Origin of the sequence: Empedobacter sp. UBA2044, from assembly GCF_002333005.1 — a bacterium.
Classification (GTDB): domain Bacteria; phylum Bacteroidota; class Bacteroidia; order Flavobacteriales; family Weeksellaceae; genus Empedobacter; species Empedobacter falsenii_B.
In genome coordinates this window covers 51,098-76,025 of the sequence record NZ_DDBA01000028.1, presented here as the reverse complement: position 1 = coordinate 76,025, position 24,928 = coordinate 51,098, and the positions used below count along the sequence as shown (strand labels likewise).

The following is a 24,928-nucleotide window of genomic DNA, read 5'->3' as shown; positions in this document are numbered from 1 at the left end:
TTATGAAAAGAATAATTAGTTTATTGAGTGTTTTAGCCACAGTTGCTGTGGCTAATGCTCAGTTGCATACGGTTGATATTAAGAGTTTTGATGAGTTGAAATCATATTTTGAACAAGATGAAAATAAACCTGTTATTATTTCGGGACATAGAGGAGGTATGATGCCTGGTTATCCTGAAAATAGTATTGAGGCTTTTGAGAAAACCTTGTCTATTATGCCTTCTTTTTTTGAGATAGATCCTCAACTTACAAAAGATTCTGTTCTTATTTTGATGCACGATGATACCTTGAATCGTACGACAAATATGCAAGGAAAGGTAAAAGATTATACCTATGCTGAAATAAAACATGCGAAATTAAAAGATAGGGAAGGAAAGTTGACTGATTTTAAAATTCCGACACTAAAAGAAGCTTTGGATTGGAGTCAAGGAAAAACTATTTTTCAATTGGATAATAAAGGTGTTCCGTATGCAACTTATGTGAAATTTCTGAAAGAAAATCCTTATCCTAATGTAGTTTTAGGTTTGCGAAAAGATGATGAGGTTGCTTATTATGCAAAACATCTTGAGTATGTAATGTTTATGAAACCTTTTCATTCGATGAAAGATGTTGAAAGTTTTGAGAAACTAAATGTTTCGTATGATAGAATGATTGCTTGGATTGGTTTGGAAGTGAAAGAAGAACAAAAAGAAATGATAGCTTATTTGCGTAAAAAAGGTGTTATGGTGATGATTGCCATTGCGCCTTCTACGGATAAATTGCCAACCGATATAGAAAGGGCAAGGGGTTATATTCAGCATTTAATTTCTCGACCAGATATTATTGAAACAGATTATCCTTCGCAATTCATTAACTACAAGTAATTTTATTAAAATATTTAGCAGAATACATCCTATTTGTTTCGAATAGGATTTTTTTTTGGTTAACTAAATTTATTTCAGTTGTGCATTTTTCATGTAAAAAGATTCTTTTCATTTTGTGATTTTAGAGTCTTGGATGATTACAGCCTTATTATCTTCTTGAGAGGCTATTTTCTTCATTTATACAACAAGCTTTGTGAGTTAAATGCTTAATATATGGTATTATATTTTATTTATTTGTAAATTAGTCATTATTAAATAATTACCAATGTGTATTGTTTTTATAAAAGCTGTAGTATGAAGGAAACAGAATTTACATTTTTGGAACTTCAGCAAATCTATGCGGAGTTTGTAGAACGTTATAGTACAAAGGATTTTAAATTGACTAAAGATGAGTTGATGACGGATCAAGAGGTTGCTGAATTGTTTGGTATATCTGAAAAGACTCTGGATAGGTGTCGCAAAAAAGGTGAGATTAAGTTTTTTAGATTAGGTTCTAAGAACTACTATTTGAGGAGTTTATTGTTTTTGGATATTTTGAAGAGGTATAATGATTGACAATTTTATGTAGGTCATTTAACTTTAATATTCCTAAGGCTAAATATAATTAGATTATTTTAGCCTTAGGAATATGTTTTTAAGTACTAATGGCACCTAAATAAACTGAGTTTGACACTTGGTCTTCTGTTTGTGAACGGAAGGCAATCCAAAAGTGTAGGGTTTTACCTATTTGAAAGTTGGATAGGCTTAAAGTGTAAGTTTCGTTCATTCGTTCTGTTGCATTTTCAATAAAAAATGTATTGTTTTCGTTTTCTACTGCTACTAATATTTGTAACATATCTGTAGCTCTGTCTGATGTGGGTGGAGCATTGTTCTGCCAGTTTATCTCGACCATTGCGGCTGATACTAAACTAATAGATAATGGAATGGCGGCTAATAATGCACCTTTGGAGAAACAAATATTTTGGTAATTTGGAGTTATAGTGGCTGTGGAATAGTCTATTAGAAGGTTTGTTGTGATGTTGGTAAACGCTTGATTGTAAGAAGATCGCATGCCTGTACGATAACCATAATGTTTGCAAGCATAGGCTCTGTATGAGGTCATAAAGTCTATGGCAAGTTTCATTCTTTGCTGAACGAGTAATTGTTTTTCTGATGGTGCTTTGGTTCTTTTTTTAGGTCTGATTCTTGAAATCTCGTGACCATTTACATTTGCTACAACTATACGCCCTGTGCGTCCTGAAGAGCCTGCTAAAAGTGAATCATAAATTTTTCCCATTGTTTTATTTTTTTAGGGGTTATTATGCTAAAGTTCAGCAATATATATTGACAAAAATTCTATTTTCTTAAAATTTCTCTAATTGTCAGGATTTTTCCTTATTTTTCTTTCTTTTTCCATGGTTATCTGTTTTTGTCTTTTCTAATAATTGACTATCAATTGATTGTTAGTTGTATACTGTTTTTATATGTTTGTTTTTTTCGATGATTCTTCGATGATTCTTCGATAAATCTTCGATAGTTTTATATCTATTCTATATTTGTTCTTCGATGTTTGTTTGATGTTTGTTCGATGAAGTGGAGTAGAAGTTTTTATGTAGAAAATATGTAGAAAATTTTCATAAAGTTTGTTTTGATTGGCTTTGTTTACAAAAAAATATAAGTGCAAATGATGTTATATTGACAAAAAAGGTGCTGCTATATAACTAAAAAATCCGAGCTATGAGCTCGGATTTTTTATGTGTGAATGTATAATTATTTTGCTTGTTTATCAATTTCGTTTTGAATTATTTGCCAATCATAGATTTGGAATGTTTTTCCATTGCTCATAGCAACAAAGAAACCTTTTGGGAATTTAGTTCCAAAATTGAAGTTTATAGCATCAGCTCCGTCACATTCGATAGTAGAAACTGGGATTTTAGCAATCAATTTGTGTTCATTCGGATTTGAAGCTTCACCTTGTCGTTTGTATACATTAAAATAATTTGCTTGTTGATCCGAAATTAAGATATAGCCATCTGTTGCATTGGTTTTATAAATTGCAATTCCTTCGTGGTCGCGTTTAAAATCTTTTTGCCCAAAAAATGCAATTTCTTCGTTTCCTTTTTCTGGATCAGCATAATATTTTCTAATTCCTGCTGTTTCGTCAGCATAATAAATAAAGCCTAATTCTTCGTCAACTGCAATGGCTTCAATCTCTTTATTACCCGAATAATTTCCAAATTTGCGTACTAAAGTTGCTTCTATTTTTCCGTTCTTGTTTTCTAATGCATATTGATGTAGGTATTCTCCACTTACACCGTCTTTACGACCAACGATTGCATAAAACTTGTTGTTTTTGCTTTTGTAGAGCGCAATTCCCATTGGGTCTCGTAATGTTTCGTCTTTGAAAACTTCGACTCCGCCATCGTCAATCAATTTAAAATCTGGAAGCGAAACAATTCTAATTTTATTGTTTGCACGTTCGGTAAGTACTGCAATGTCTACGTTTTTTCCATTCAGAGGAAAACCGTACATAACATCTACATTATTTGGACGATTAAGTGGAACGATTTGGTTTACGATTTTACCATTCAAATCATAGGCATATAAACCGCCCGTTTCTTCTTGTTTGTCTGTTCCAATAATAAGTGATTTTTCAGGATTCTGATAATTGATCCAAATTGCAGGATCATCAGTGTCATTTGGTGTTTGCTCTGTTGTAACAGTTGGTTTTACCGCATTTGTAGGAACTGGAGCCAGTTTAGAGGATTCACAAGAAAATAAAATAGTGAAGAGTGATAATGTGAAGAATATTTTTTTCATAATTGTTTAGAAATCAAATTTTAGACCTAAAGTAAAACGTGGTTGATAATATTCGAGTTGCATTGTTTGACTCGAAACTCCTTGGTAGTAGCGCAAAGGTTGATTTGTTAAATTGTTTGCTTCTGCAAAAATTCGCAATTGATTCGAGAATTTATACGACGCATTTGCATCCAAAAATAATTGTTTGTCATAGTAACTATCCTCGAAAGCATTTCCTCCAATTTCGTCTAAATAAGCGGCTGTATAATTAACCGAAACACGTGCAGAAAACTTTTTGTTCTCAAATGCTAACGAACCATTAAACATATGCGGAGCTGTTTTTGGTAAATCAAGATCTTCTCTCAAATCACCATCTTCATTGGTAATTCCTTTCGCTTTCGAATCGGTGTATGTATAGTTAAGATAAATTCCCAAATGTTTGAAAAATTCACCTGGAATAAAATCTAATTGACGTTGAAAAGCTACTTCAAACCCAAATACATTCACGTGATCTCCATTTCTTGCTTGTGTCATTTTCCAGTTTTCTCCAGCAGGAACAGGATTTGCAATGTCAGGAAAAAGCGTTTGGAAATCATTTGTTGTAAATGTATTGTTTTTGTACGTATAGATAAAATCGTTTAACTTTTTGTAAAAGAATCCTCCCGAAACAATTCCAATATTCTCAAAATAATTTTCAGCCATCAAATCATAATTCATGGCGTAAGTCGCTTTTAGATTTGGATTACCAGCAAAAAGCTCTGTATCTTCTTTCAAAACACTTACAAAAGGTGCTAAACTGTAATAATTTGGTCGTGCAATACTTGTTGTGAAAGCCGCTCTCAAAATAAAATCATTTGTAAATTTATGTTTCAAAGAAAGACTTGGTAAAACATTGGTATAATCATTTTTGTGTTTGATTTCTCCAATCAAATCTTCCTCGTCTTGCACATAATTCCCAGCATAATCTATCGAAGTATTTTCGATACGAACACCAACTATTAAAGATGTTTTAGATGATAAATCTTGATCCCAACGAATATATCCTGCCGAAATATATTCTTTCGCTTTATAGTTAGAGGCTAGATATTTAGAAGGCTCTAAGTTAGATTTGAATAGATTTGTATTGTTTAAATCTAAATTTCCTAATTGATGATTTGAATAGAAATATCCAGCTTGATATTTTTTACCAGCATTGAAACGATTGCTTGACCAATTTACAGGATTTTGAGTACTCAAATTTCCCATTCCATCTATGCTTTCGTACGAATAGAAAATATTTTCGCGCACTTTGTCTTTCAATCGAAGGCGACCACCAAAACGTAAACGTCCTTTCTGATTTGGGATAACACTTAAGGGAACTCTGAAATTAAGCTTTGCACCAAATTCTGTTTCATCTGTATAATTGTGCTGTTCTGATAACGAACTAACTTTGAATTTGGTCAAATCTTCTGCAGAAGTTGTTGTTACATTTGGATATTTTGCATCAGATAAATCTTCATTAAACGTAACACCTTTTGCACGATAATCAATGTAGCGCTCATTTGGTCTGTCTTCGCTCGCTTTTGAGTAAGAAACAGCCCAATCCATATCCATTTTTGGTGATAATAAATGCTCTCCTCGTAACGAAACATTGTAAACACGTTGATCTTCTAAACGCGTATTTTTATTGCGGTTATTATCAATTCCACCTTTTGTTTGGCGACGTATATTTCCTTTGTAAGTTCCTGTTTTTTCATCAAATTCTAAATCGCGATAAGTTACTCTATAACGATTTTCTCGGTCGTCACGCCAATTGTAAATAGCAGAAAGATCAATTCTATTGTTTTCATTAAACTTATAATCTGACGAAAAAGACGCACTTCTTCTTACGCGTTGAATGTCATATTTACGAATCTGAAATTGTGACAAATAGGTTTTATTTTCATCTTTGTCCCAAACTGCTTCGATATTATCCGAACCAAAATTTTGAACCTGATAACTTCCTGAAACAACCACACCTAATTTCTTGTCAAAGAATCTATTTCCATATAAAAAAGCTGAATTGTACAAGCCTTTTTCGCGAATTGGTGCATAACCACCAGAAGCCGTTATAGAAATACGCTCTTTGTTTGGAACAGCACGCGTAATCAAATTTACAGCTCCACCAATTGCGTCTGCATCCATATCTGGCGTCAAAGTTTTGTTCACTTCTATAGATGAAATCATCTCTGCAGGAATCAAATCCATTTGTACATTTCGGTTATCACCTTCGGCAGACGGAATACGATCACCATTCAACATGACTGAGTTTAATTCAGGCGAAAGACCTCTAATGATAATGTTTCTGGCTTCTCCTTGATCGTTTTGCATTGTTACTCCAGTCACACGTTTTAACGCATCTCCGATGTTAGAATCGGGAAAACGACCAACTTGATCTGAAGAAATAATATTGGTAATATTTCCGTTATTTTTTTGTTGATTCAATGCTTTTGCTTGCCCTTTTAAATAATCTCCAACTATAACAACTTCATTTAGTTCGTTGTAACCTGCGTTTAGAGAAAAATCAATAACTGCTGTTTTATTTTCGGTAACTTCTATTTGTTTTGAGATGGTTTCGTATCCTAAATAATCAATATAAATGGTATAAATACCAGGTGTAAGATTTAGAAATTGATAATTACCATTTTGGTCAGATACAGTATATTTATTGGAATTCTCGATGCGAATTGTAGCTCCTGGTAACGAAAATTGATCGTTAGAATCTACAACTTTTCCTGAGATAACACCGCTTTGAGCCAAAACGAATGGACCTAGAATGAATAAGGAGAGTTTTAAAAGATGTTTCATTAGAAATTAATTTCGTCAAAAATACATTTGCTATATATCTTAATTGTTAAATATTTATTAAGAATATTTAACAATTATAAAATTACTTCAATGATTAGTATGTAATTTGATATTTAATCTAGCTTTTTACTAATTTTAGATGCGTAGTAATTGTTACTTTTGCATGAAATAAAACTTCTGATGTCGATTGCTGAATATTTAAAATTCAATCAAAAAATAAATTATAAAAACGAAATATTAGCCGGCTTAACTGTTGCTATGACAATGATTCCTGAATCGCTTTCGTTTGCAATTTTAGCTGGTTTATCACCTTTAATAGGTTTATATGGTGCATTTATCATGGGAATTGTAACGGCGGTTTTTGGAGGAAGACCAGCGATGGTTGCGGGTGGAGCAGGTGCTACCGTTATTACTTTAATCGCGTTGAATGCAACGTATGGTGAGCAATATATTTTTGCTGCGGTTGCTTTAGCAGGAGTTTTCCAGATAGTAATTGGTGTTTTCAAATTAGGAAGATTTGTTCGTTTAATTCCTCAACCTGTTATGTATGGCTTTCTAAATGGTTTGGCTGTTGTTATTTTTATGTCACAAATAGAACAATTCAAATCAACTACGAATGGAATAACGAGTTGGTTGAGTGGTACACCTTTTTATACGATGGCTGGATTGACGCTAATTACGGTTCTGATAGTTTATTTCTTTCCGAAGTTAACGAAAATTATTCCAGCTTCTTTGGTTGCAATTCTTGTGACTTTTCTATTGGTAATTGGATTTCATATTGATACAAAGACTGTTGGTGATATTGCGAGTATCAAAGGAGAATTGCCAAGTTTTCATATTCCGAGTGTTCCGTTTACGTTAGAAACCTTGAAAATTATTTTGCCTTATTCGATTATTATGGGTTCGGTTGGGTTAATTGAAACTTTGCTAACGCTTACTTTGGTGGATGAGGTGACTGAAACGAAAGGTTCGTCGAATAAAGAATGTTTGGCGCAAGGTGCTGCAAATATTACAAATGGTTTTTTCGGTGGAATGGGAGGTTGTGCAATGATTGCTCAGACGTTTGTTAATTTAGATGCAGGTTCTCGTTCGAGATTAGGACCAGCAATTGGTGCAATTACAATCTTGATTATTATTCTAATTGGTGCTCCAGTGATTGAGAAAATTCCAATGGCAGCACTTGTTGGTGTAATGATGATGGTTGCAATCTCGACTTTTAAGTGGGGATTTTTTAAATTGATAACTAAAATGCCAAAATCGGATGTGTTTGTAAGTATTTTGGTGGCGATTATCACGATTGTGTTACATAACCTTGCTTTGGCTGTTTTTGTAGGTGTTATTGTTTCGGCTTTGGTTTTTGCTTGGGATAATGCTAAACGTATTCGAGCACGTAAATCTGTTGATGAAAATGGACGAAAAATATATGAGATTTATGGACCACTTTTCTTTGGTTCGACTTCTACTTTTTTAGAAAAATTTGAAATTAATTCTGACCCAAAAGAAATTATTATAAATTTGAAAGAGAGTAGAATAGTTGATATGAGTGCAATCGAAGCTTTAAATATTATTACATCTAAATATGCACAACAAGATAAAATTGTAATTTTGCGACATTTGAGTAAAGATTCAATCCGATTATTAGAAAATGCTAAAAGCGTTATCGAAGTTAATATCGAAGAAGATCCGACTTATAATGTGATGCCAAAATAAAAAAGTCAGCTTTTTAGAAGCTGACTTTTTTTATAAATATCGTTCATTAATTACATTCATATGATGGATGGAATGACCAGCCATTACATAACCGATTTTCTCAACAGAATACTCTCGATTACCAACTTTTCCTATTTTGTTTAAAGTTTGATCATTAAAAGATTCAAACTGAAAGTAAGTTGCTTTCATCAAATTAGTCCATTCTTTTATTAATTCTTCAGGCTTTCTTTCATTTGCATTCGAAGTCAATACATAGGCGTTTTCATCGAAGAAATTTAATGTTTGTGAATCTTCTCTCGCAATATGTTGCGCACGATAAGAAAAAATACGTTCGCAATCTATACAATGTTGTATCATTTCTTTGATAGTCCATTTACCTTCTGCATATGCATAATCCCATTTATCTAATTCTGTTACAATTATTAATGTTTTCTTGATGTCAGCAATACGTGTCTGTAAAGCATCTACAACTTCTATTCCATCGTAAATAGAAGTATAATTGTCGTGGTTTATTGTATTCATTTTTCAGTAATTTTTTACAATTTAAGGATAATTTGATGGAGTTATTTTAAGTATTTGTTAAAAATAAACCTTCATTTTTTTGAATTCATTTTTGATTTTAATAAAAAAATACGATTCTTTTAGAAATCATAAATCTTGTATTTGATAAATTTATTTTCCTGAAAATCGTTGTTAAGTTTGAGTTGGAAAGTAATTTTAAAAACATAGAATATAAGCGCATGATTTCTAACTTATCATACTCAAGTGGTGCATCACAATATCCTCTTTTAGGAGAAACAATTGGCGAAAATTTACGAAATACAGTTGCAAAATATCCGCAACAAGAGGCTTTGGTTTGCGTAGATCAAAATTATAGAGCGACGTATACAGAATTTTATTCACAAACCGAACAAATAGCAAAATCATTGATTGCAATTGGTTTGCAAAAAGGAGATCGCGTAGGTATTTGGGCGCCAAATCGTGCGGAATGGACATTGTTACAATATGCAACGGCCCGTGTGGGAATGATTTTGGTTAATTTGAATCCTGCTTATCGTGAAAATGAACTCGAATTTGTATTAAATCAAGCTGAAATTTCTGCAGTTTTTGCTTCTTTAAGCTTCAAAACAAGTGAGTATAAAGTGATGTTGAATAATGTAAAAGAGAATGCGAAATTACTAAAACATATCATTATTTTTGAAGAAAATTGGGATGATTTTTTGATTAAAGGAGAAGAAATTTCGACTTCAGAAGTGCATCAAATAGAGCAATCTGTTCAGTTTGATGATGCTGTAAATATTCAATATACATCTGGAACAACAGGCTTTCCAAAAGGAGTAACTTTAACGCATCATAATTTATTGAACAATGGTTTTTTTATTGGTGTTCGATTAAATTATACGCATCGTGATCGTGTTTGTATTCCTGTTCCATTTTATCATTGTTTCGGAATGGTAATTGGTAATATGGCGTGTACTTCGCATGGCGCTTGTATGGTAATTCCTTCGGATAGTTTTGATCCTGCAAAGACTTTAAATGCAGTCGAAATGGAAAAGTGTACATCACTTTATGGAGTTCCGACGATGTTTATTGCGGAATTAGAATTACCAAATTTTGATCGTTTCGATTTAACATCTTTGAGAACTGGTGTAATGGCTGGTTCGCCTTGTCCGATTGAAATTATGAAGAAAGTGCAAGCTAAAATGAATATGAAAGAAGTTTCGATTTGTTATGGGATGACAGAAACTTCGCCAGTTTCTACACAAACTATTATCGGAACACCTTTAGAAAAGCAAGTTTCGACGGTTGGAACAGTTCAAGATCATTTAGAAATTAAGATTATTGATCCGCAAACAGGAGATATTTTACCTCGTGGAATTGCTGGTGAATTTTGTACAAGAGGTTATTCCGTCATGCAAAAATATTGGAACAATCCGGAAGCAACTGCGCAAGTTATTGACGAAAATAATTGGTTGCATACTGGTGATTTAGCGACTATGGATGTTGATGGTTATATTAATATTACTGGACGAATTAAAGATATTATTATCAGAGGAGGAGAAAATATTTCACCAAAAGAGATTGAAGATTTTTTGTACGAACATGAATCAATTTCTGATGTTCAAATTATTGGCGTTCCAAGTATCAAATATGGAGAAGAAGTAATGGCTTGGGTGAAAGTGAAAGATGGTATTAGTGTAACAGAAGACGAATTGAAGGCTTATTGTTTATCCATTGCTCATTTCAAACGTCCTAAATATTGGAAGTTTGTACAAGAATTCCCTATGACTATCTCAGGGAAAATTCGAAAAATAGAAATGAGAGAAGTTTCTATAAAAGAATTAGGTTTAGAAAATGCACGAAAAGTGAAAACATCTTAAAAAAAGTATTAAAATCTATATCAAAAGTAGACTCAAAAATAATAATTTCAATTATCTTTGAGTCTATTTTAATTTTACAAAAATAAACGATCTAAACGATGTCAAATATCTTATTAATCGAAGATGAACAGGCAATTCGCAACGTTTTGAAAAGCATTTTAATGGACGAAAATCCAAAATGGAATGTGGATGAAGCTGAAAACGGAGCTATAGGGCTTGAAAAAATAAAAGAAAAAGAATACGACTTAATTATAAGTGATATAAAAATGCCGTTGAAAGATGGGATGGAAGTTTTATCGGAAGCGATGGAATACAATCCTGATTTAACAATGGTGATGATAACGGGGCACGGAGATGTTGATTTGGCTGTAGATGCGATCAAAAAAGGTGCGTACGATTTTATTTCAAAACCACCAGATCTTAATAAATTATTGACGACTGTTCGTAATGCTTTAGACCGTAAATCGTTGCTGTCTTCGAATAAAGAATTGAAGAAAGAAAATAAAGCTTTAAAGAAAAAAGTTGCTAAAAAATATGAAATGATTGGTGATGCTCCTGCAATTGCAGAAGTAAAACAAATTATAGATAAAGTGGCTGCTACAGACGCTCGTGTATTGATTCTTGGTCCAAATGGAACAGGTAAAGAGTTGGTTGCTCATCATTTACACGAGAAAAGTAATCGTAATGTAAAACCTTTGGTTGAAGTGAATTGTGCGGCAATTCCAGCTGAATTAATCGAAAGTGAATTGTTTGGTCATGTGAAAGGATCGTTTACTGGAGCTGTTAAAGACAAGCAAGGTAAGTTTGAATTGGCAAATGGAGGAACAATTTTTTTAGATGAAATAGGGGATATGAGTCTTTCTGCTCAAGCAAAAGTTTTGCGTGCGCTACAAGAAGGAAAAGTTTCGCCAGTTGGTTCTGAGAAAGAGATTAATGTAAATGTTCGTGTAATTGCTGCAACAAATAAAGACTTACGAAAAGAGATTGAGGAAGGTCGTTTTCGCGAGGATTTATACCATCGTTTAGCGGTAATTATCATTAATGTTCCAGCACTTAATGATCGTAAAGATGATATTCCTGCTTTGGTTGAACATTTTATTACTGATACAACAAGTCAAAAATCTTTTGATAATTCAGCGTATGATGCTTTGAAAGAATTAGATTGGTCAGGAAATATTCGTGAGTTAAGAAATGTTGTTGAACGTTTATTGATTTTGGGTGATGATCCAATTTCGAGAAAAGATGTTGAACAATTCGTGAAAAAATAATTCATCTCAGATGAAAAAGATTTTCTTTTTGCTATTTATCAGTCAACTCTTTTTATTTTCTTGTAAAAAGGACAATGTAGAAGTGGATAAAAGTTCAGATAGCTTATCGCATGAAGATGTATTGTCTTTAGAAAAAAATTCTGTTTTTACAAATGAAACGCTTGTTTATAAGGGTGTTTTTGAAGGAAAATATTTTGGGGATAAAATTGTTTTGAAATTAGCAGATGATAAATTTACTGCTGAATACAAAGGTCAATCTTATAACGGAGAATTATTCAAAAAAGATGATGGATCGTTGATGGAGATTGATTCAAAAAAGAAAAAATTACCTTTTCAATTTTTACGTTGGTCGGACAATTCGGAGATTATGATTCTCAATGAAGATGGAATGGCTGATGATAATGGTGAAAATTATTTAACAAGAATTTCAGACAAATGAAAATAAAATTTACATGGATTTTAAGTCTTATTGCAATTACTTTTTTAGTAAGTTGTAATTCTTCTTCAGCCAGTAAAAATGATGAATTAGGAAAACGTTTTTTCGAAAATTATTCATCTCGAAAAGATTACAAGAAAATGTTGTCTTTTTACAATGATAGTTTGGTATATGAAAATGTAGCACAATATTCGGGAGGTTCTACGGTAGACCCGCGTTATTTATTGAATGATATTATTCGTTGGAGTGATCAAACGATGCAATATGAAAATAATAAATTATTGAAAGTAAATGAATTATTTTCTAACGATTCGATGATTATTGCAAACGGAGAATTTTCGCCTTATACCTATAATGGAATGAAGTTTCCAGCGATGAAATTCACGACATATTTGTATTTAGATCAAAATTCGAAAATCAAAAAACAAGTTGATTGGTTTAATTATCCAATTGAGGATATTATAGAGTTGTATCAATTGCAACAAGGTCAAGACAAAATAAAACTAGATAAACAATAGTTTTTAGTAAATCCAGTTAGAGTTTTTTAACTGGATTTTTTTATTTTTAGATATGATAAGAATTGCCGTAGAAAATGATATTCCTGAACTGAAAAGAATGATGATAAAATTGTTACAACATCATCAAGAGTTTAATGCATTGTATCAAATAGATTTGACCTACAAACATGATATTGATGATTTTTTCAAGGGAATTTTACATCAACAGAATATAAAAATATTTGTAGCCGAAATAGAAAATCAGTTGACGGGATATATTATTTGTTCGAAACATCTTCGTCCGAAATATTTTGTGATTAAATCAAAAGGAAGAATAGATTCGTTGTATGTTGATGCAAATTATCGCAATCAAAACATCGCTTCTAAATTGGTTAAAGAAGCGATAAATTTCTTGAACGATCAAGCATATATTGAATTAGAATTTACAGCTGAAAATCAATTTGCAAAAGGTTTTTGGCTGAAAAATGGTTTTGAGATTTTGAATCATCAATGTATTTTGAAATTGAATTAATATCAAAAAAAAAGCTCCAAAATAGGAGCCTTTAATTTATTGTTCAGAATTGAAATAGACTTTATAATAATACATTTTCTTTTCTTCGTCAAAACCACGCTCCAAATATTCTTCAGCTGCATCAGGATTTGTCAAATCTAATTTGATGTTAATCTTTGTATCTAATTTAATTTCACTTTTAATTTTCTTAGATTCTTTCATCAAAGTTGGAACTGAAACTTCGAAAGCTTCCACAAATTCAACACGATTATTTTCGCTATAATCTTTCTTATATTCTTTGAATTCATCAATAATTTCGAAAGGTTTCAAAACTTGATCTTCAAAAATTTCATTCGTTACAACTTCATTCGAATTCAACACATTTATCGAATTTGAGATAAATTCTGCTTGTTGTTTTTTGTCTGTTTTATCCAAAAGAAAATCATTCGAGAAATCTGTAATCAACTCCATATATTTCTTCGTATGGTAATTGTTGTCCTTAATCAAATCAATTTCTAAGAAATTTTTCTTCCAATATTCTGACTCCACATTTTTATCATCGATAGAGTAGACGCGGAAACCTTCGTCGCGATAAGCATCAAGAATAAGACAGGCTTTGTCGATTCCTTCTAGCTTATAACCTTTCCAAATGTTGTAATCTAAACCACGTGATTCGTCAAAACGCAAGAATTTCTTCTTATTCTCTAATTTATAAATTCCAATTCCACGGCAAGGAATTCCGTCGAACATCATATTTTCGAAAAGGGCAATAAAAACTTCACCACTTTTGATCTGCGGATGTAATGATTTCTCGTATAAATGACTTAAAACTTCTTGCGAAAAATCGATAAAATCTATTTCTTCATCAAACATTTGCTTGCATTGATTATACAAAACATTAAATTCTAACTTTTCTGTATAATGCGTGAAACGATTAATTTCGAGTGTTTTTTTGAAAGGACTTAATAAGAAAGGTACCAATTGTTCTTCCTTAGATTCATCGTATTCTAGTGTTTTATCGGCAAAAATGTTAGCTTCTTCTCGAACTTTATGTCCAACTTTTTGTAAACTAATAAAGGCGATGTAAGCATTTTTAACGTCAATCATTTTATATAATTTCTTAAAAACAAAAGTAATCAATTCAGAAATCAATACAAACGATGTCAGGAATAAAAATATTTAACAAAATTGTCAAACAAAATTGTTAATGCAATTCATTGAATTTGAATGGCTTATAAATTATTTTGATTGTTATAACATTTTCTATGGTTTAAACTTATAATTATGGCACGGAAATAGTATTAGGAGAAATGTCTTAATTTATTAAAAAGTTGGGTGATGAAAAAAATTAAATTTACACTTTTAGGAGTAGCTTTTACAGCCATGTTAGCTGTTGGTGTAAATGCTCAAGATAGAGGTCAAAGAGGTGGTGAGAGAAGTTCTTCTTCAAGAGAAGCAACTTCAAGAAGTCAAGGGAATGGACGCTCTGAAATGGCTAGAACAGAAAATAGAACTAGCCGTATTGAAGGAAATAGAACAGAAAGAATAGGTCGTGGAAATTCTACGAATGAATCTTGGAAAAATTCTACAAATAGAACAGAACGTGAAACTAGTACACGTATAGATAGAAATAATACTGCTATTGTAGGTAGCAGACCAAGTTCTAATAAAGATTGGAATAATAGTAGAAATAGCCAAGGAAATCAAGGCAATAGATCTGAGAGTTTAAAAAACAGAGATTTCTACAACAATCCAGTTCGTATAAATTCTAGCTCATACAACAGAGGAAACCGACCAGTTTCTAATGTGAATGTAAGAAACTATAACAAGTATTCGTATAACAGTTATAACTTCTACGGAAACAATGGTATTTACTATCGTCCTTATAACAATGGATATGTGAGATATATGCCATATGTAGGATTTAGAATTAATATTTTACCAGTAGGTTATGTAACAATTAATATTGGTAATAGAAATCCATATTATTTCTACGAAGGTGTTTATTACAGCCCAAATAGAAATTATTATGAAGTAGTTCAAGCTCCACTAGGTGCTATCGTATATGCGTTACCAGCAGGATATGAAAGAGTAGATTATGGAGGAGAATATCTGTATGAATTTGGAGGTGTTTTGTACCAAAAAATTTACAATAGAGGAACAAGAGCTTATCAAGTAGTAGGTTATTTAGATTAGTATAGGTTTTAGTAGTTAAGTAAAAGCCCAAACAGATTGTCTGTTTGGGCTTTTTATTTGTAGCGAAGAGCAGAATCGAACTGCCGACCTCAGGGTTATGAATCCTGCGCTCTAACCATCTGAGCTACCTCGCCTAAATTTTAATTTTTGCAAAGGTAATTTTTTTTTGATTTTATAACAAAACTTATTTTGATTTTCTTTGGTAGATACAATTCATTTTATATCTTGCGACTTCAATAAAATAGAATTATGCCAAAAAAGAAATATCAAGTAGAATTTTCAATCAAGTCTTCACCGTCTTTGCTATATAACTATATTTCAAACCCTTCTGGTTTATCAGAATGGTTTGCAGATAACGTAAATTCTCGTGGAGAAAAATATACTTTTATTTGGGATGGACACGAAGAATCTGCATTTTTGATGAAATCTAAGCAAGATGGATACGTGCGCTTTCAATGGGAATATGATGAAGATACAAAATATTTCTTCGAATTAACAATTGTAGAAGACGATTTAACGAACGATGTATCATTAGTTATTACAGATTTTGCTGATGAAGACGAAGTAGAAGAATCAAAACAATTGTGGGAAAGTCAAATTGAAGATCTAAAAAAAATCTTAGGATCTGTTTAAAATCTATTATTTTGAAAATTAACTTAGGTGGCGTTATTGTCGAAAAAGCAAATGCAGAAATAGGAATTCAGAACAGAGCTTTTCGTAATGGTGATGCTGTAAAAGAAATTTTGCGATTTGTAAATGGTGAAATTATTGATTGGGAAGATCATTATTTCAATTTAATGGCTTCTATGCGTATTTACCGCATGAATATTCCGTTAGATTTTACACCAGAATTTTTTCAAGAACAAATCAATTTATTAGCAGAAGCAAATCAGACCAAATCAGGGAAAGTAGAATTTTTTGCGTTCAGAAATGATGAGGAAGATTATCTAAAAGCATCCATCAATTATTTGATTTCCATTGAAAATAGTGAAAATGATTGGGAGTTTTTACAAGCTGAAAACGAAATTGATGTTTACAAAGATTATGCGATCAATACTGCATTTTATTCACTTGTGAATACGTATCGTCCAGAAGAAAATATTGCAGAAATCTATCGTTTAGAGAATGATTATGCTGATATTATTTTGCTAAATGCAAACAAAAAAATGGCGCGTTCTTTACGAGGAAATATTTTTGTTGTGAATGGAGAAACGATTCGTACACCGAAAAAAGAAGAAGGTGTTATTACTAGTGTTTTGAGAAATAATTTCATTACAAAAATTAATAAAGCCGAAGAATTTAAAGTAGAAGAAGTCGAAATTTTTCCATTTGAAATTCAGAAGGCAGAAGAAGTTTTCATTTTGATTGATGGAATTGGAATTTTACCAATTACCAAAAATCGTAAAAAAGAATACACTTTAGACAAAACAAAATCGATTTTTAAGTATTTATAATTGATTAATTCATAGAAGGATCAGCGGGGGTGTTTAGCCAAATTAAGTTCTCACCTCCAAGCTGTTTCATCAATTTTTTCCACAAATCAGCATCCCAACGCTCAAAAATATCAAAATCCAAATCCGTTACAGCCCACGAATTATTGTTTAATTCATCTTTGATTTGCTTTGGTGCCCAACCACAATATCCAATAAAAAACTTGATTTCATCTTGACTAATCAAATTCTGATTTACTGCATCACGCACATCTTCATATACGCCAGACCAATATAAATTTTTAGTAATTTTTTCACTATTTCTGATTAAATCAGGTCGTTTGTGAATATAATAGATGTTTTCTTTATCGACAGGTCCACCTTCAAAAACAATAGATGCAGACTCCATTTCAGATACAAAAATACTAATCGGAATATGAGAAGAATGATTAAGAATAAAACCAATACTTCCAGATTCTAAGTGTTCTGTAATTAAAATTACACTTCTCTGAAAAATATCGTTACTTAATGTTGGTTTTGCGACCAAAATAACTCCTTTTTTTATACTTTTGATAGACATTTTTGTTTCGGTTTTGTTACGTGAAATCTTAACGAAATATACAATTAGCTGTTTAAAAATATAAAATAATCATTAATGAAACAAGATTTAAGTTATAAAAGAAAAGTTTACGAAAAACAGTCGATGAATTTTGATTCGTTAAGAGAAAATCCGATCGAACAATTTCGTGATTGGTTTCTGCAAGCTGAAGAATCGGATGGAGTGGATGAAGCAAATGCGATGTCTGTTGCAACGATTGGTGAAGATGGATTTCCGAGAACGCGTGTTGTTTTATTGAAAAGATATACGGACGAAGGTTTTATTTTTTATACGAATTACAACAGTCAGAAAGGAAAAGCTTTATTAGAAAATCCGAAAGTTTGTTTGTCATTTTTTTGGCCATTTCTAGAAAGACAGATTATTATAAAAGGTGTGGCTGAAAAAACTTCGGATAATAATTCGGATGGATATTTCGAAACACGTCCAAGAAGTAGCCAGTTAGGCGCTTGGATTTCGGCGCAAAGTTCTGTGATTGATGAGCACGAAGATTTAGCGACAGAGGAATTGGAATTAGAAAAAAAATACGAAGGAAAAGAAATTCCTCGTCCAGCACATTGGGGAGGTTTCTTGATTCGTCCAACTGAGATAGAGTTTTGGCAAGGACGTCCAAGTCGTTTACACGATAGAGTTCGTTATGTTTTACAAGACGATTTTGATTGGAAAAAAGAGCGTTTAGCACCTTAAGATATAAAACAAAAGCCTCTAATTAAGAGGCTTTTGTTTTTGATGTATAGTCTAATAATGGTTCGTATTCTTTTAGGAAAGCAGCTTTTTTTTGAAACAATAAGTTATTTGAAACTTGATCTACAAAGTATAAATTTTCGATTAAATTTTCAAAAGCATTGTTGTTATAACCTGTAGAGTCAAAAAAGAAAATCCAATCTTCATCTATAAAATATTGTGCATTTTCAATTTCTCGAATAGTTATTTTTTCCTTTGCGATTTCACTTTGTAGAATATCTTTTGTTACATTTTTAAGTTGCTCTATTTAATTATTCAAAACTGTTAAAGCTTCGATTCTTAGCTTTTCATGAATGGGTTTTGTTGCAAAATTAATATGAGTTCTAATTTCATTTACCAATTGAATATTTGCTGATAAATCTGCTTCAACTTTGATGCAATCTTCTAACAAAATAGTTTTTTGTTCATCTAAATTAGATTTGAAAAATATTTTGATATTGTCTAAATATTCTGAGAACTCAGCTTCTTTTTCCTTATTTATTTGCTCTAATTCTTCTTTAACTTTCAGTACATCTTGTTTTTTATTGTAAACAACATTGTTGTATTTGAATGGTTGCGGCTTTTTTTGACCAGTAAAAAAATCTAATTGAAGTAAATCAATTTGTAAAGCTAAATATTGTTTTGCAACTAAAATATTTTCATCCGAAAACAATTCATTCGTAGGAATATTTTGTTGTTTATTCGTTAAATCAACTTCTTTAATTCGATCAAAAGGTAAATCATAATTTGTAAAAAAATGATTGTAAACTTTAGGGTAATTGTATTTATTATAAATGGTTTTAAACGTTTCAATAAATTCTGAATTATTTATTTCATTAACACGGTATAAATTTAATTGAAAGAAAAAATTGAATGTAAATTCTTCTTCAAATTCATTATTTTTTTGAAGTAATGTAATTGCTTTTGGAGATTTATCTATTTCAGAATGATGATTTGTAGACGCTATATTTGCCAAACGTTTGTCCATTTCTGGATGTGTCGACCATAAATCTTCAAATTGTAGTAAAGAATGATTTTGATTAAATTCATTAATTCCAACAATAGCTAAATTATTTTCTAAAAAAAGTTCGTAATCATCGATATAAAAGTCAACTAATTGATTCATGTTTTGATAAATATTAGTCGAAAACTTTTTATCATCTTGTAAATTTGTATAAAAATTAGCTAATTCTTGGTAAACAAATTGATACAATTCTATTCTCAATAATGGTTTGCTCATCGTCTCAATTCCCACAACATTTGTTGCAATTTGATCAGCATGAAATTCCATTTCTCGACTTAATTTTAGATAATTGAATTCTAATTTTTTGTGAATTATTTTCAAAATAGATTCAATCATTTTATTGTAAGCAACAGCGCCCATTGAAATAAAACCAACAATTCCATTAATTTGGCCTAAATTATCAACATCAAATTTTAAGGTTTGATTACTGTATAAAATATCTTCCATAATTTTGGTCGCATTTCCAACATGGCTACCAATTGTCATTGATTTTTGAGAAAAATGCCCAAATTCGTGCGCAATAATTCCTTTTAACTCATTTTGAGAAATACCATGAAGCAAACCAACGCCAATGGATAAGTTTTTTCTTGTTGGAAAAACTAAACTTTGCAAATTGTTCGAATAGGAAACATATGCATTTACATCATCAATAATAAATACTTTTTTGGGATGTTTTGTGCCAACTTTATCTGCGGTTGCTTTTATTAATTTGAATAATTCTGGTTGATCCGTTTCAAAAATTTCAATTCCATTTGTAGCTGTTTTTTTGAAAATATTTAGAATAAATTTAATATTATAGTAAACGATTAAACCTCCTAAAGCCAACAGTCCCAAACCTAAAAAAATGGTAATCCACATTGGTTTAGCAATGACGATAGCGATTCCTCCACAAACACAAATTATGAAAATGATGATGCTCAAAATTGTAGAAAAGAAGAGAGTAATCAAGAAAAGAGCAATCCATACTGCCGATTTTTTTTGCGCCTTTTTGTACGTTTCGGAAACGTTTATTTTAAAAGAATTCATAGTGTTAATTAAAGTTTCGAATATAAAAAAACCTGATGAAATTTCATCAGGTTTTTTCTATATCATTTTATTGTTGATTATTTATTAAACTCTTGTGCAGTTTTACGAATAATCGCTAAACATTCGTGTAATTGTTCTTCGTTCATCACTAAAGGAGGAGCGAAACGAATGATGTTTCCGTGTGTAGGTTTGGCTAATAATCCGTTGTCTTTCATTGCAACACAGAAATTCCATGCTGTTTCAGATTCTGGTGTATCGTTGATTAAAATTGCATTTAATAAACCTTTTCCACGAACTGATTTGAATAATGGAAATTCTTCAGCCATTTTCGTGATTTCTGTTCTAAAAATTTGTCCTAATTTTTCAGAATTTTCAGCTAATTTTTCGTCCAAAACAACTTGCAAAGCTTCTGTAGCAACAGCCGCAGCTAATGGATTACCTCCATAAGTAGAACCGTGTTGTCCTGGTTTGATGACATTCATTATTTCATCATTTGCTAAAACTGCAGATACTGGATAAGCTCCACCTGAAACGGCTTTACCTAAGATTAAAACATCAGCATCAATATTTTCGTGATCGATTGCTAACATTTTTCCTGTACGTGCGATTCCTGTTTGAATTTCGTCCGCGATAAATAAAACATTATGTTGTTTACATAATTCTTCACAAGCTTTCAAATATCCTTCAGAAGGTACATTAACACCAGCTTCTCCTTGAATTGGTTCTACTAAGAATCCACAAATTTTATCTGCTTTTTCTTCTAAAATTTGTTTCAAAGCTTCAACATCATTGTATTCTACAGCTTCGAAACCACTTGTGTAAGGATTGAAATTTTTACGTGCATCTTCATCATTCGAGAAAGAAATAATAGTAGTTGTACGACCATGGAAATTGTCTTTACATACTACAATAATCGCTTCACCAGTTGGAATTCCTTTCTTTTCGTAACCCCATTTACGAGCAATTTTTAGCGCTGTTTCTACAGCTTCTGCACCCGTATTCATTGGCAATACTTTATCGAAACCGAATAATTCTGTGATAAATTTTTCGTATTTTCCTAATTCCGCATTATAAAAAGCACGAGAAGTTAACGTTAATTTTTCGGCTTGATCTTTCAACGCTTTAATAATTCTAGGATGACAGTGACCTTGATTAACAGCTGAATAAGCTGATAAAAAGTCGAAATATTTTTTTCCATCAACATCCCAAACGTAAACACCTTCACCTTTTTCCAATACAACTGGAAGTGGGTGATAGTTATGCGCTCCGTATTTTTCTTCTAATGCAATTAATTCTGCTGATTTTTCCATGTAATGATTTGTTTTTGTTTGTTCGTAATATTTTATAAAAAAACCGACAAATAATGGTCGGTTCTATTTCGTTTCTAAATTTTTCTCAATTAATTGAATATCTTTTCCAAAGAATTTTTTTGCCACTTTTATAATATTATCTGTATTGTCAGAAATATAAAATGTATAGTTTGCAACAGTATCTTTCGCAGCCAATTTTCCTTCTTTTGCCAATTGATAAATTACTTGATTCACGACAATTAAAGGTGAATTTACGATATCAACTTTTCCTTCAAATACTTGATTGATTTCTTTTTCCAGATGTGTATAATGCGTACATCCTAAAATAATCGAATCAATTCCTTCTAATTTTTTGTTCAATAAATACGTTTCTAAAACTGCTTTAGAAATCGTAGAATTTGTAAAACCCTCTTCGATAACAGGTACTAAGAGAGGAGTAGCCATTTCAATAACCGTAATATGTTTATTTCGACGACGAATTGCTTTCTTGTACGCGCCCGAATTTACAGTTGCTTTTGTTGCAATAACACCTATCTTTTCTCTTAATTCGAACGAAACTTTCTCCGCAACAGGCGAAATAACATCGATAACAGGAACATCTTTTCCTGCAGCTTCTCTAATTTCTTTCAACGAATTAGCGGTTGCAGAATTACATGCAACTAAAATCGCTTTACAATTATTGTCTATTAAAAAATTAGTAATGTCTACCGAAAATTGTGTAATCGCTTCTTTCGATTTTTCTCCATAAGGCAAATTTTGAGTATCGCCAAAATAGATCAAACTTTCGTTTGGTAGCAGACGTTTTATTTCTTTTGCAAACGTCAAACCACCAACTCCAGAGTCGAAAACACCAATTGGTCTGTTATCATTCATATCGCAAATTTAACAAATTAATTGATGTAAAATAATCTAGAAGCAATTCCGTCTGCGAAAAATTTTGCTTCGGGTTTCAAAATAATTTTATTTTCTTTCTTTTCGACTAAATTTTCGTTGATTAATTGATTGAGTTCTTGATGAAAAGAATTAACTAAAGGTTGAGAAAATTCTGAATTAATTCGATTTAAATCTATTCCATAAATTGTTCTCAATCCTATCATTATCATTTCATTAAATTTTTCTACTTCATTTAAAACTTCAATTTCTTGAGGTAGATTATTTTCGTTGATAGCTTGTATGTATTTAGAATTATTTGCAATGTTCCAAGCACGAGTTTTTCCGTTATAAGAATGCGCAGAAGGTCCAATTCCTAAATAATGAATTCCTTTCCAATAATTAGAATTGTGTAAAGAAAAATACTCTTCTTTTCCGAAATTGGAGATTTCATATTGAATAAAATCATTCGAAGTTAAAGTGTCAACTAAAAGTTGAAATTGTTCGTTTTGACGATCTTCATCAACCGGTTTTGTGATTCCTTTTTTGATTTGATGATCTAAAATTGTTTTTTCTTCGACTGTTAACGCATAAGAAGAAATATGTGGAACATTCAGCTCAATTGCTTTTTGCAAATTTTGCTTCCACATTTCGTTGGTTGTGGTCGTAGAACCATAAATCAAATCAATAGTGATATTTTCGAAACCAAAATCTTGCGCCAATTTTATCGAAGTTTCAGCTTCTTGTGCATTATGTGCGCGATTCATTAATTTCAAATCTTCTTCAAAAAATGATTGAACACCAATCGAAAAACGATTAATCGGAGTTGATTTTAAGAAATTAAGTTTTTCTTTATTCAAATCATCAGGATTCGCTTCGAGTGTAATTTCCTTTAAATTTTTGGTTGAATAATTTTTATAAATCGTTTCGAAAATACTTTCTAATTCAATTTCGGACAGGATAGAAGGTGTTCCTCCTCCAAAATAAATCGTTTCTAAAGGTGTTGAAATTTCATCTTTTCTGATCTCAAGTTCTTTATTAATTGCTTGAATTAAATTTGATTTATGTTGAAGATTTGTCGAAAAATGAAAGTCGCAATAGCTGCATTTTTGTTTACAAAACGGGATATGAATATAAATTCCTGCCAAAATATTATGATTTGAAGCAAAATTATAATGAAATTATAGGCTAAAAAAATTGTTATAAAAAAAACTAAAAATTAATATTGGTTTTGTAAATAAATCTTATATCTTTATCAACGAAAATAAAATACTATGAATAAAGGAACTGTAAAATTCTTTAATGAAGAAAAAGGATACGGATTTATTAAAGATGACGAATCAGGAAAAGAGTACTTCGTACACGTTTCTGGTTTAACAGACAAAGTAGCTCAAAACGATAAAGTATCTTTTGACTTAGAACAAGGAAAAAAAGGCATCAACGCCGTTAATGTGAAAGTAATCTAATTAATATATTATCTCAACATATTTCTTGTAAGCGACCTATTTAGGTCGCTTTTTTTATTCTTTGATTTCGTCGCTATTTTGATAAAACTCTGCATCACGAAGCAATTCATTCACGAAATGATACAATCTTCCTAGCTGATATTTTGCCAAATAATGACCATATAAACTCGCTAAATAGGTTCCTAAAGTAATCAATAATGCAATAGGAATACTCCAAATCCATACACTATTTCCTTGTACAATATATTCGGAAACCGCATAAGAGCCTAAGGTGATAAAAATAGCTCCGCTCAAACCATACAAAAATGCGAAAAATGTCCAAACATTAGAAGGCGGACCAATAATTCCTCTTACAACCAAATAGTTAGGATGATCATCGTCATCTTCAATTCTGATTTGTAATTGCGGGTGCCAATATTTATCCTTGTCTTTGCGGACACGAATCATCGCAACTTCCTGATTGGCATAACCTCCGTATTCAGTAGAATTTGTTTCAAGGTGTTTTTTGATTAAATCAATAAATTCTTGTTTTGATAAATGCGTAAAAACCTTAAAACGTGGTCGGCTTAAAAGAGATTTAATTGGAACTTTTTGGCTCATATTCTATTACTTTCTTTAAATTTACAATAAATGTTTAGATTATGACAAAAATCATTTCTGATACTTATGAGAAAATTTATGAAATAGTTCGTCAAATTCCCGAAGGACGTGTTTCTACTTATGGTTTGATAGCAAAATATATAGGAGAAAAATCTTCTGCGCGTGTGGTTGGCTATGCGATGAATCATGCACATAATCGAGAAGATGTTCCTGCGCATCGTGTTGTAAACAGAAATGGTTTGTTAACTGGAAAACATCATTTTAATCCTTCGAGTTTGATGCAGCAATTGTTAGAGAATGAAGGTGTGGAGATTATAAATGATAAAGTGATTAATTTTAAAGAAATTGTATGGGATCCGAATGAATCTCATTAAAATCTGTAACAAAATTTACTTTC

25 protein-coding genes and 1 tRNA gene are annotated in these 24,928 nt (G+C 31.4%); 14 read left to right on the top strand and 12 right to left on the bottom strand.

The window, feature by feature from the left end; genetic code table 11:
• The first annotated feature begins 2 nt into the window (after positions 1-2).
• On the top strand, positions 3-863 hold the full coding sequence (locus B4E59_RS04725; protein WP_291048451.1) for a glycerophosphodiester phosphodiesterase family protein: 861 nt from the start codon (positions 3-5) through the stop codon (positions 861-863).
• Between the two features lie 294 nt (positions 864-1,157).
• Positions 1,158-1,418 (top strand): helix-turn-helix domain-containing protein, encoded by a 261-nt coding sequence (locus tag B4E59_RS04720; RefSeq protein ID WP_125349469.1) that lies wholly within the window; start codon positions 1,158-1,160, stop codon positions 1,416-1,418.
• A 79-nt stretch (positions 1,419-1,497) separates the two neighbouring features.
• On the opposite strand, the gene B4E59_RS04715 is transcribed toward B4E59_RS04720, so the two are convergent.
• The 3 genes from B4E59_RS04715 to B4E59_RS04705 form a co-directional block, all read right to left on the bottom strand.
• Positions 1,498-2,139: a DUF6266 family protein gene (locus tag B4E59_RS04715; RefSeq protein ID WP_291051732.1), complete on the bottom strand. Its 642-nt coding sequence runs from the start codon at positions 2,137-2,139 to the stop codon at positions 1,498-1,500.
• 473 nt (positions 2,140-2,612) lie between these two features.
• The gene (locus tag B4E59_RS04710) at positions 2,613-3,662 is read right to left on the bottom strand and encodes a phytase (RefSeq protein WP_291051729.1); all 1,050 of its coding nucleotides are present in this window, start codon (positions 3,660-3,662) and stop codon (positions 2,613-2,615) included.
• A 6-nt stretch (positions 3,663-3,668) separates the two neighbouring features.
• Positions 3,669-6,467 carry a TonB-dependent receptor gene (locus B4E59_RS04705; protein ID WP_291051726.1) on the bottom strand — a complete coding sequence of 933 codons (2,799 nt, stop codon included), beginning with the start codon at positions 6,465-6,467 and terminating at the stop codon, positions 3,669-3,671.
• A 180-nt stretch (positions 6,468-6,647) separates the two neighbouring features.
• Here B4E59_RS04705 and B4E59_RS04700 point away from each other — a divergent pair, with 180 nt between their 5' ends.
• On the top strand, positions 6,648-8,177 hold the full coding sequence (locus tag B4E59_RS04700) for a SulP family inorganic anion transporter (protein WP_291051723.1): 1,530 nt from the start codon (positions 6,648-6,650) through the stop codon (positions 8,175-8,177).
• Between the two features lie 30 nt (positions 8,178-8,207).
• Here B4E59_RS04700 and B4E59_RS04695 read toward each other — a convergent pair whose 3' ends face one another.
• A complete protein-coding gene (locus tag B4E59_RS04695) occupies positions 8,208-8,699 on the bottom strand; it encodes a DinB family protein (RefSeq protein WP_084106811.1) in 492 nt (163 codons plus the stop codon).
• Positions 8,700-8,917: 218 nt separating this feature from the next.
• Here B4E59_RS04695 and B4E59_RS04690 point away from each other — a divergent pair, with 218 nt between their 5' ends.
• The 5 genes from B4E59_RS04690 (at position 8,918) to B4E59_RS04670 (ending at position 13,291) form a co-directional block, all read left to right on the top strand.
• Entirely contained in the window at positions 8,918-10,558 is a 1,641-nt protein-coding gene (locus B4E59_RS04690) for an AMP-binding protein (protein ID WP_038330517.1), read from the top strand.
• A 98-nt stretch (positions 10,559-10,656) separates the two neighbouring features.
• A complete protein-coding gene (locus B4E59_RS04685; protein ID WP_125349474.1) occupies positions 10,657-11,826 on the top strand; it encodes a sigma-54-dependent transcriptional regulator in 1,170 nt (389 codons plus the stop codon).
• Between the two features lie 10 nt (positions 11,827-11,836).
• Positions 11,837-12,265: a hypothetical protein gene (locus B4E59_RS04680; protein ID WP_038330520.1), complete on the top strand. Its 429-nt coding sequence runs from the start codon at positions 11,837-11,839 to the stop codon at positions 12,263-12,265.
• Positions 12,262-12,780 carry a hypothetical protein gene (locus B4E59_RS04675; protein WP_038330521.1) on the top strand — a complete coding sequence of 173 codons (519 nt, stop codon included), beginning with the start codon at positions 12,262-12,264 and terminating at the stop codon, positions 12,778-12,780. Before B4E59_RS04680 ends, B4E59_RS04675 begins: the two co-directional genes overlap by 4 nt.
• A 52-nt stretch (positions 12,781-12,832) precedes the next feature.
• The gene (locus B4E59_RS04670) at positions 12,833-13,291 is read left to right on the top strand and encodes a GNAT family N-acetyltransferase (RefSeq protein ID WP_038330524.1); all 459 of its coding nucleotides are present in this window, start codon (positions 12,833-12,835) and stop codon (positions 13,289-13,291) included.
• Positions 13,292-13,327: 36 nt separating this feature from the next.
• On the opposite strand, the gene B4E59_RS04665 is transcribed toward B4E59_RS04670, so the two are convergent.
• On the bottom strand, positions 13,328-14,377 hold the full coding sequence (locus B4E59_RS04665) for a nucleoid-associated protein (RefSeq protein ID WP_038330727.1): 1,050 nt from the start codon (positions 14,375-14,377) through the stop codon (positions 13,328-13,330).
• Positions 14,378-14,608: 231 nt separating this feature from the next.
• On the opposite strand from B4E59_RS04665, the gene B4E59_RS04660 reads away from it, so the two are divergent.
• Positions 14,609-15,466, top strand: coding sequence for a DUF6515 family protein (locus tag B4E59_RS04660; protein ID WP_125349476.1), 858 nt, complete (start codon positions 14,609-14,611; stop codon positions 15,464-15,466).
• Positions 15,467-15,526: 60 nt separating this feature from the next.
• Here the strand turns inward: B4E59_RS04660 and B4E59_RS04655 are convergent.
• A tRNA-Met gene (locus tag B4E59_RS04655) sits at positions 15,527-15,600 on the bottom strand.
• 115 nt (positions 15,601-15,715) lie between these two features.
• Between B4E59_RS04655 and B4E59_RS04650 the strand changes: the two genes are divergently transcribed.
• Positions 15,716-16,099, top strand: a complete 384-nt coding sequence (locus B4E59_RS04650) for an START-like domain-containing protein (protein WP_038330532.1) — start codon at positions 15,716-15,718, stop codon at positions 16,097-16,099.
• Positions 16,100-16,110: 11 nt separating this feature from the next.
• Entirely contained in the window at positions 16,111-16,920 is an 810-nt protein-coding gene (locus tag B4E59_RS04645; protein ID WP_221855234.1) for an aminotransferase class IV, read from the top strand.
• Positions 16,921-16,924: 4 nt separating this feature from the next.
• Here the strand turns inward: B4E59_RS04645 and B4E59_RS04640 are convergent, their stop codons facing one another.
• Positions 16,925-17,476, bottom strand: coding sequence for a YqgE/AlgH family protein (locus tag B4E59_RS04640; RefSeq protein WP_291048426.1), 552 nt, complete (start codon positions 17,474-17,476; stop codon positions 16,925-16,927).
• 75 nt (positions 17,477-17,551) lie between these two features.
• Between B4E59_RS04640 and pdxH the strand changes: the two genes are divergently transcribed.
• On the top strand, positions 17,552-18,199 hold the full coding sequence (gene pdxH / locus B4E59_RS04635; RefSeq protein WP_221855228.1) for a pyridoxamine 5'-phosphate oxidase: 648 nt from the start codon (positions 17,552-17,554) through the stop codon (positions 18,197-18,199).
• Positions 18,200-18,503: 304 nt separating this feature from the next.
• Here the strand turns inward: pdxH and B4E59_RS04630 are convergent, their stop codons facing one another.
• The 4 genes from B4E59_RS04630 to hemW all read right to left on the bottom strand — a co-directional run bounded on the left by B4E59_RS04630 (position 18,504) and on the right by hemW (position 23,613).
• Positions 18,504-20,285, bottom strand: a complete 1,782-nt coding sequence (locus B4E59_RS04630; protein WP_291051720.1) for a M48 family metalloprotease — start codon at positions 20,283-20,285, stop codon at positions 18,504-18,506.
• Between the two features lie 77 nt (positions 20,286-20,362).
• Complete coding sequence (gene rocD / locus B4E59_RS04625) at positions 20,363-21,595, bottom strand: ornithine--oxo-acid transaminase (RefSeq protein WP_115000400.1); 1,233 nt, start codon at positions 21,593-21,595, stop codon at positions 20,363-20,365.
• Between the two features lie 63 nt (positions 21,596-21,658).
• A complete protein-coding gene (gene murI / locus B4E59_RS04620; protein WP_125349482.1) occupies positions 21,659-22,468 on the bottom strand; it encodes a glutamate racemase in 810 nt (269 codons plus the stop codon).
• A 17-nt stretch (positions 22,469-22,485) separates the two neighbouring features.
• Positions 22,486-23,613, bottom strand: a complete 1,128-nt coding sequence (gene hemW / locus B4E59_RS04615; RefSeq protein WP_115000397.1) for a radical SAM family heme chaperone HemW — start codon at positions 23,611-23,613, stop codon at positions 22,486-22,488.
• A 126-nt stretch (positions 23,614-23,739) separates the two neighbouring features.
• Here hemW and B4E59_RS04610 point away from each other — a divergent pair, with 126 nt between their 5' ends.
• A complete protein-coding gene (locus tag B4E59_RS04610) occupies positions 23,740-23,931 on the top strand; it encodes a cold-shock protein (protein WP_038330556.1) in 192 nt (63 codons plus the stop codon).
• 54 nt (positions 23,932-23,985) lie between these two features.
• Here the strand turns inward: B4E59_RS04610 and B4E59_RS04605 are convergent, their stop codons facing one another.
• Positions 23,986-24,531 (bottom strand): hypothetical protein, encoded by a 546-nt coding sequence (locus B4E59_RS04605; protein WP_115000395.1) that lies wholly within the window; start codon positions 24,529-24,531, stop codon positions 23,986-23,988.
• Positions 24,532-24,572: 41 nt separating this feature from the next.
• On the opposite strand from B4E59_RS04605, the gene B4E59_RS04600 reads away from it, so the two are divergent.
• A complete protein-coding gene (locus tag B4E59_RS04600; protein ID WP_291051717.1) occupies positions 24,573-24,905 on the top strand; it encodes an MGMT family protein in 333 nt (110 codons plus the stop codon).
• The last annotated feature ends 23 nt before the right edge of the window (positions 24,906-24,928 follow it).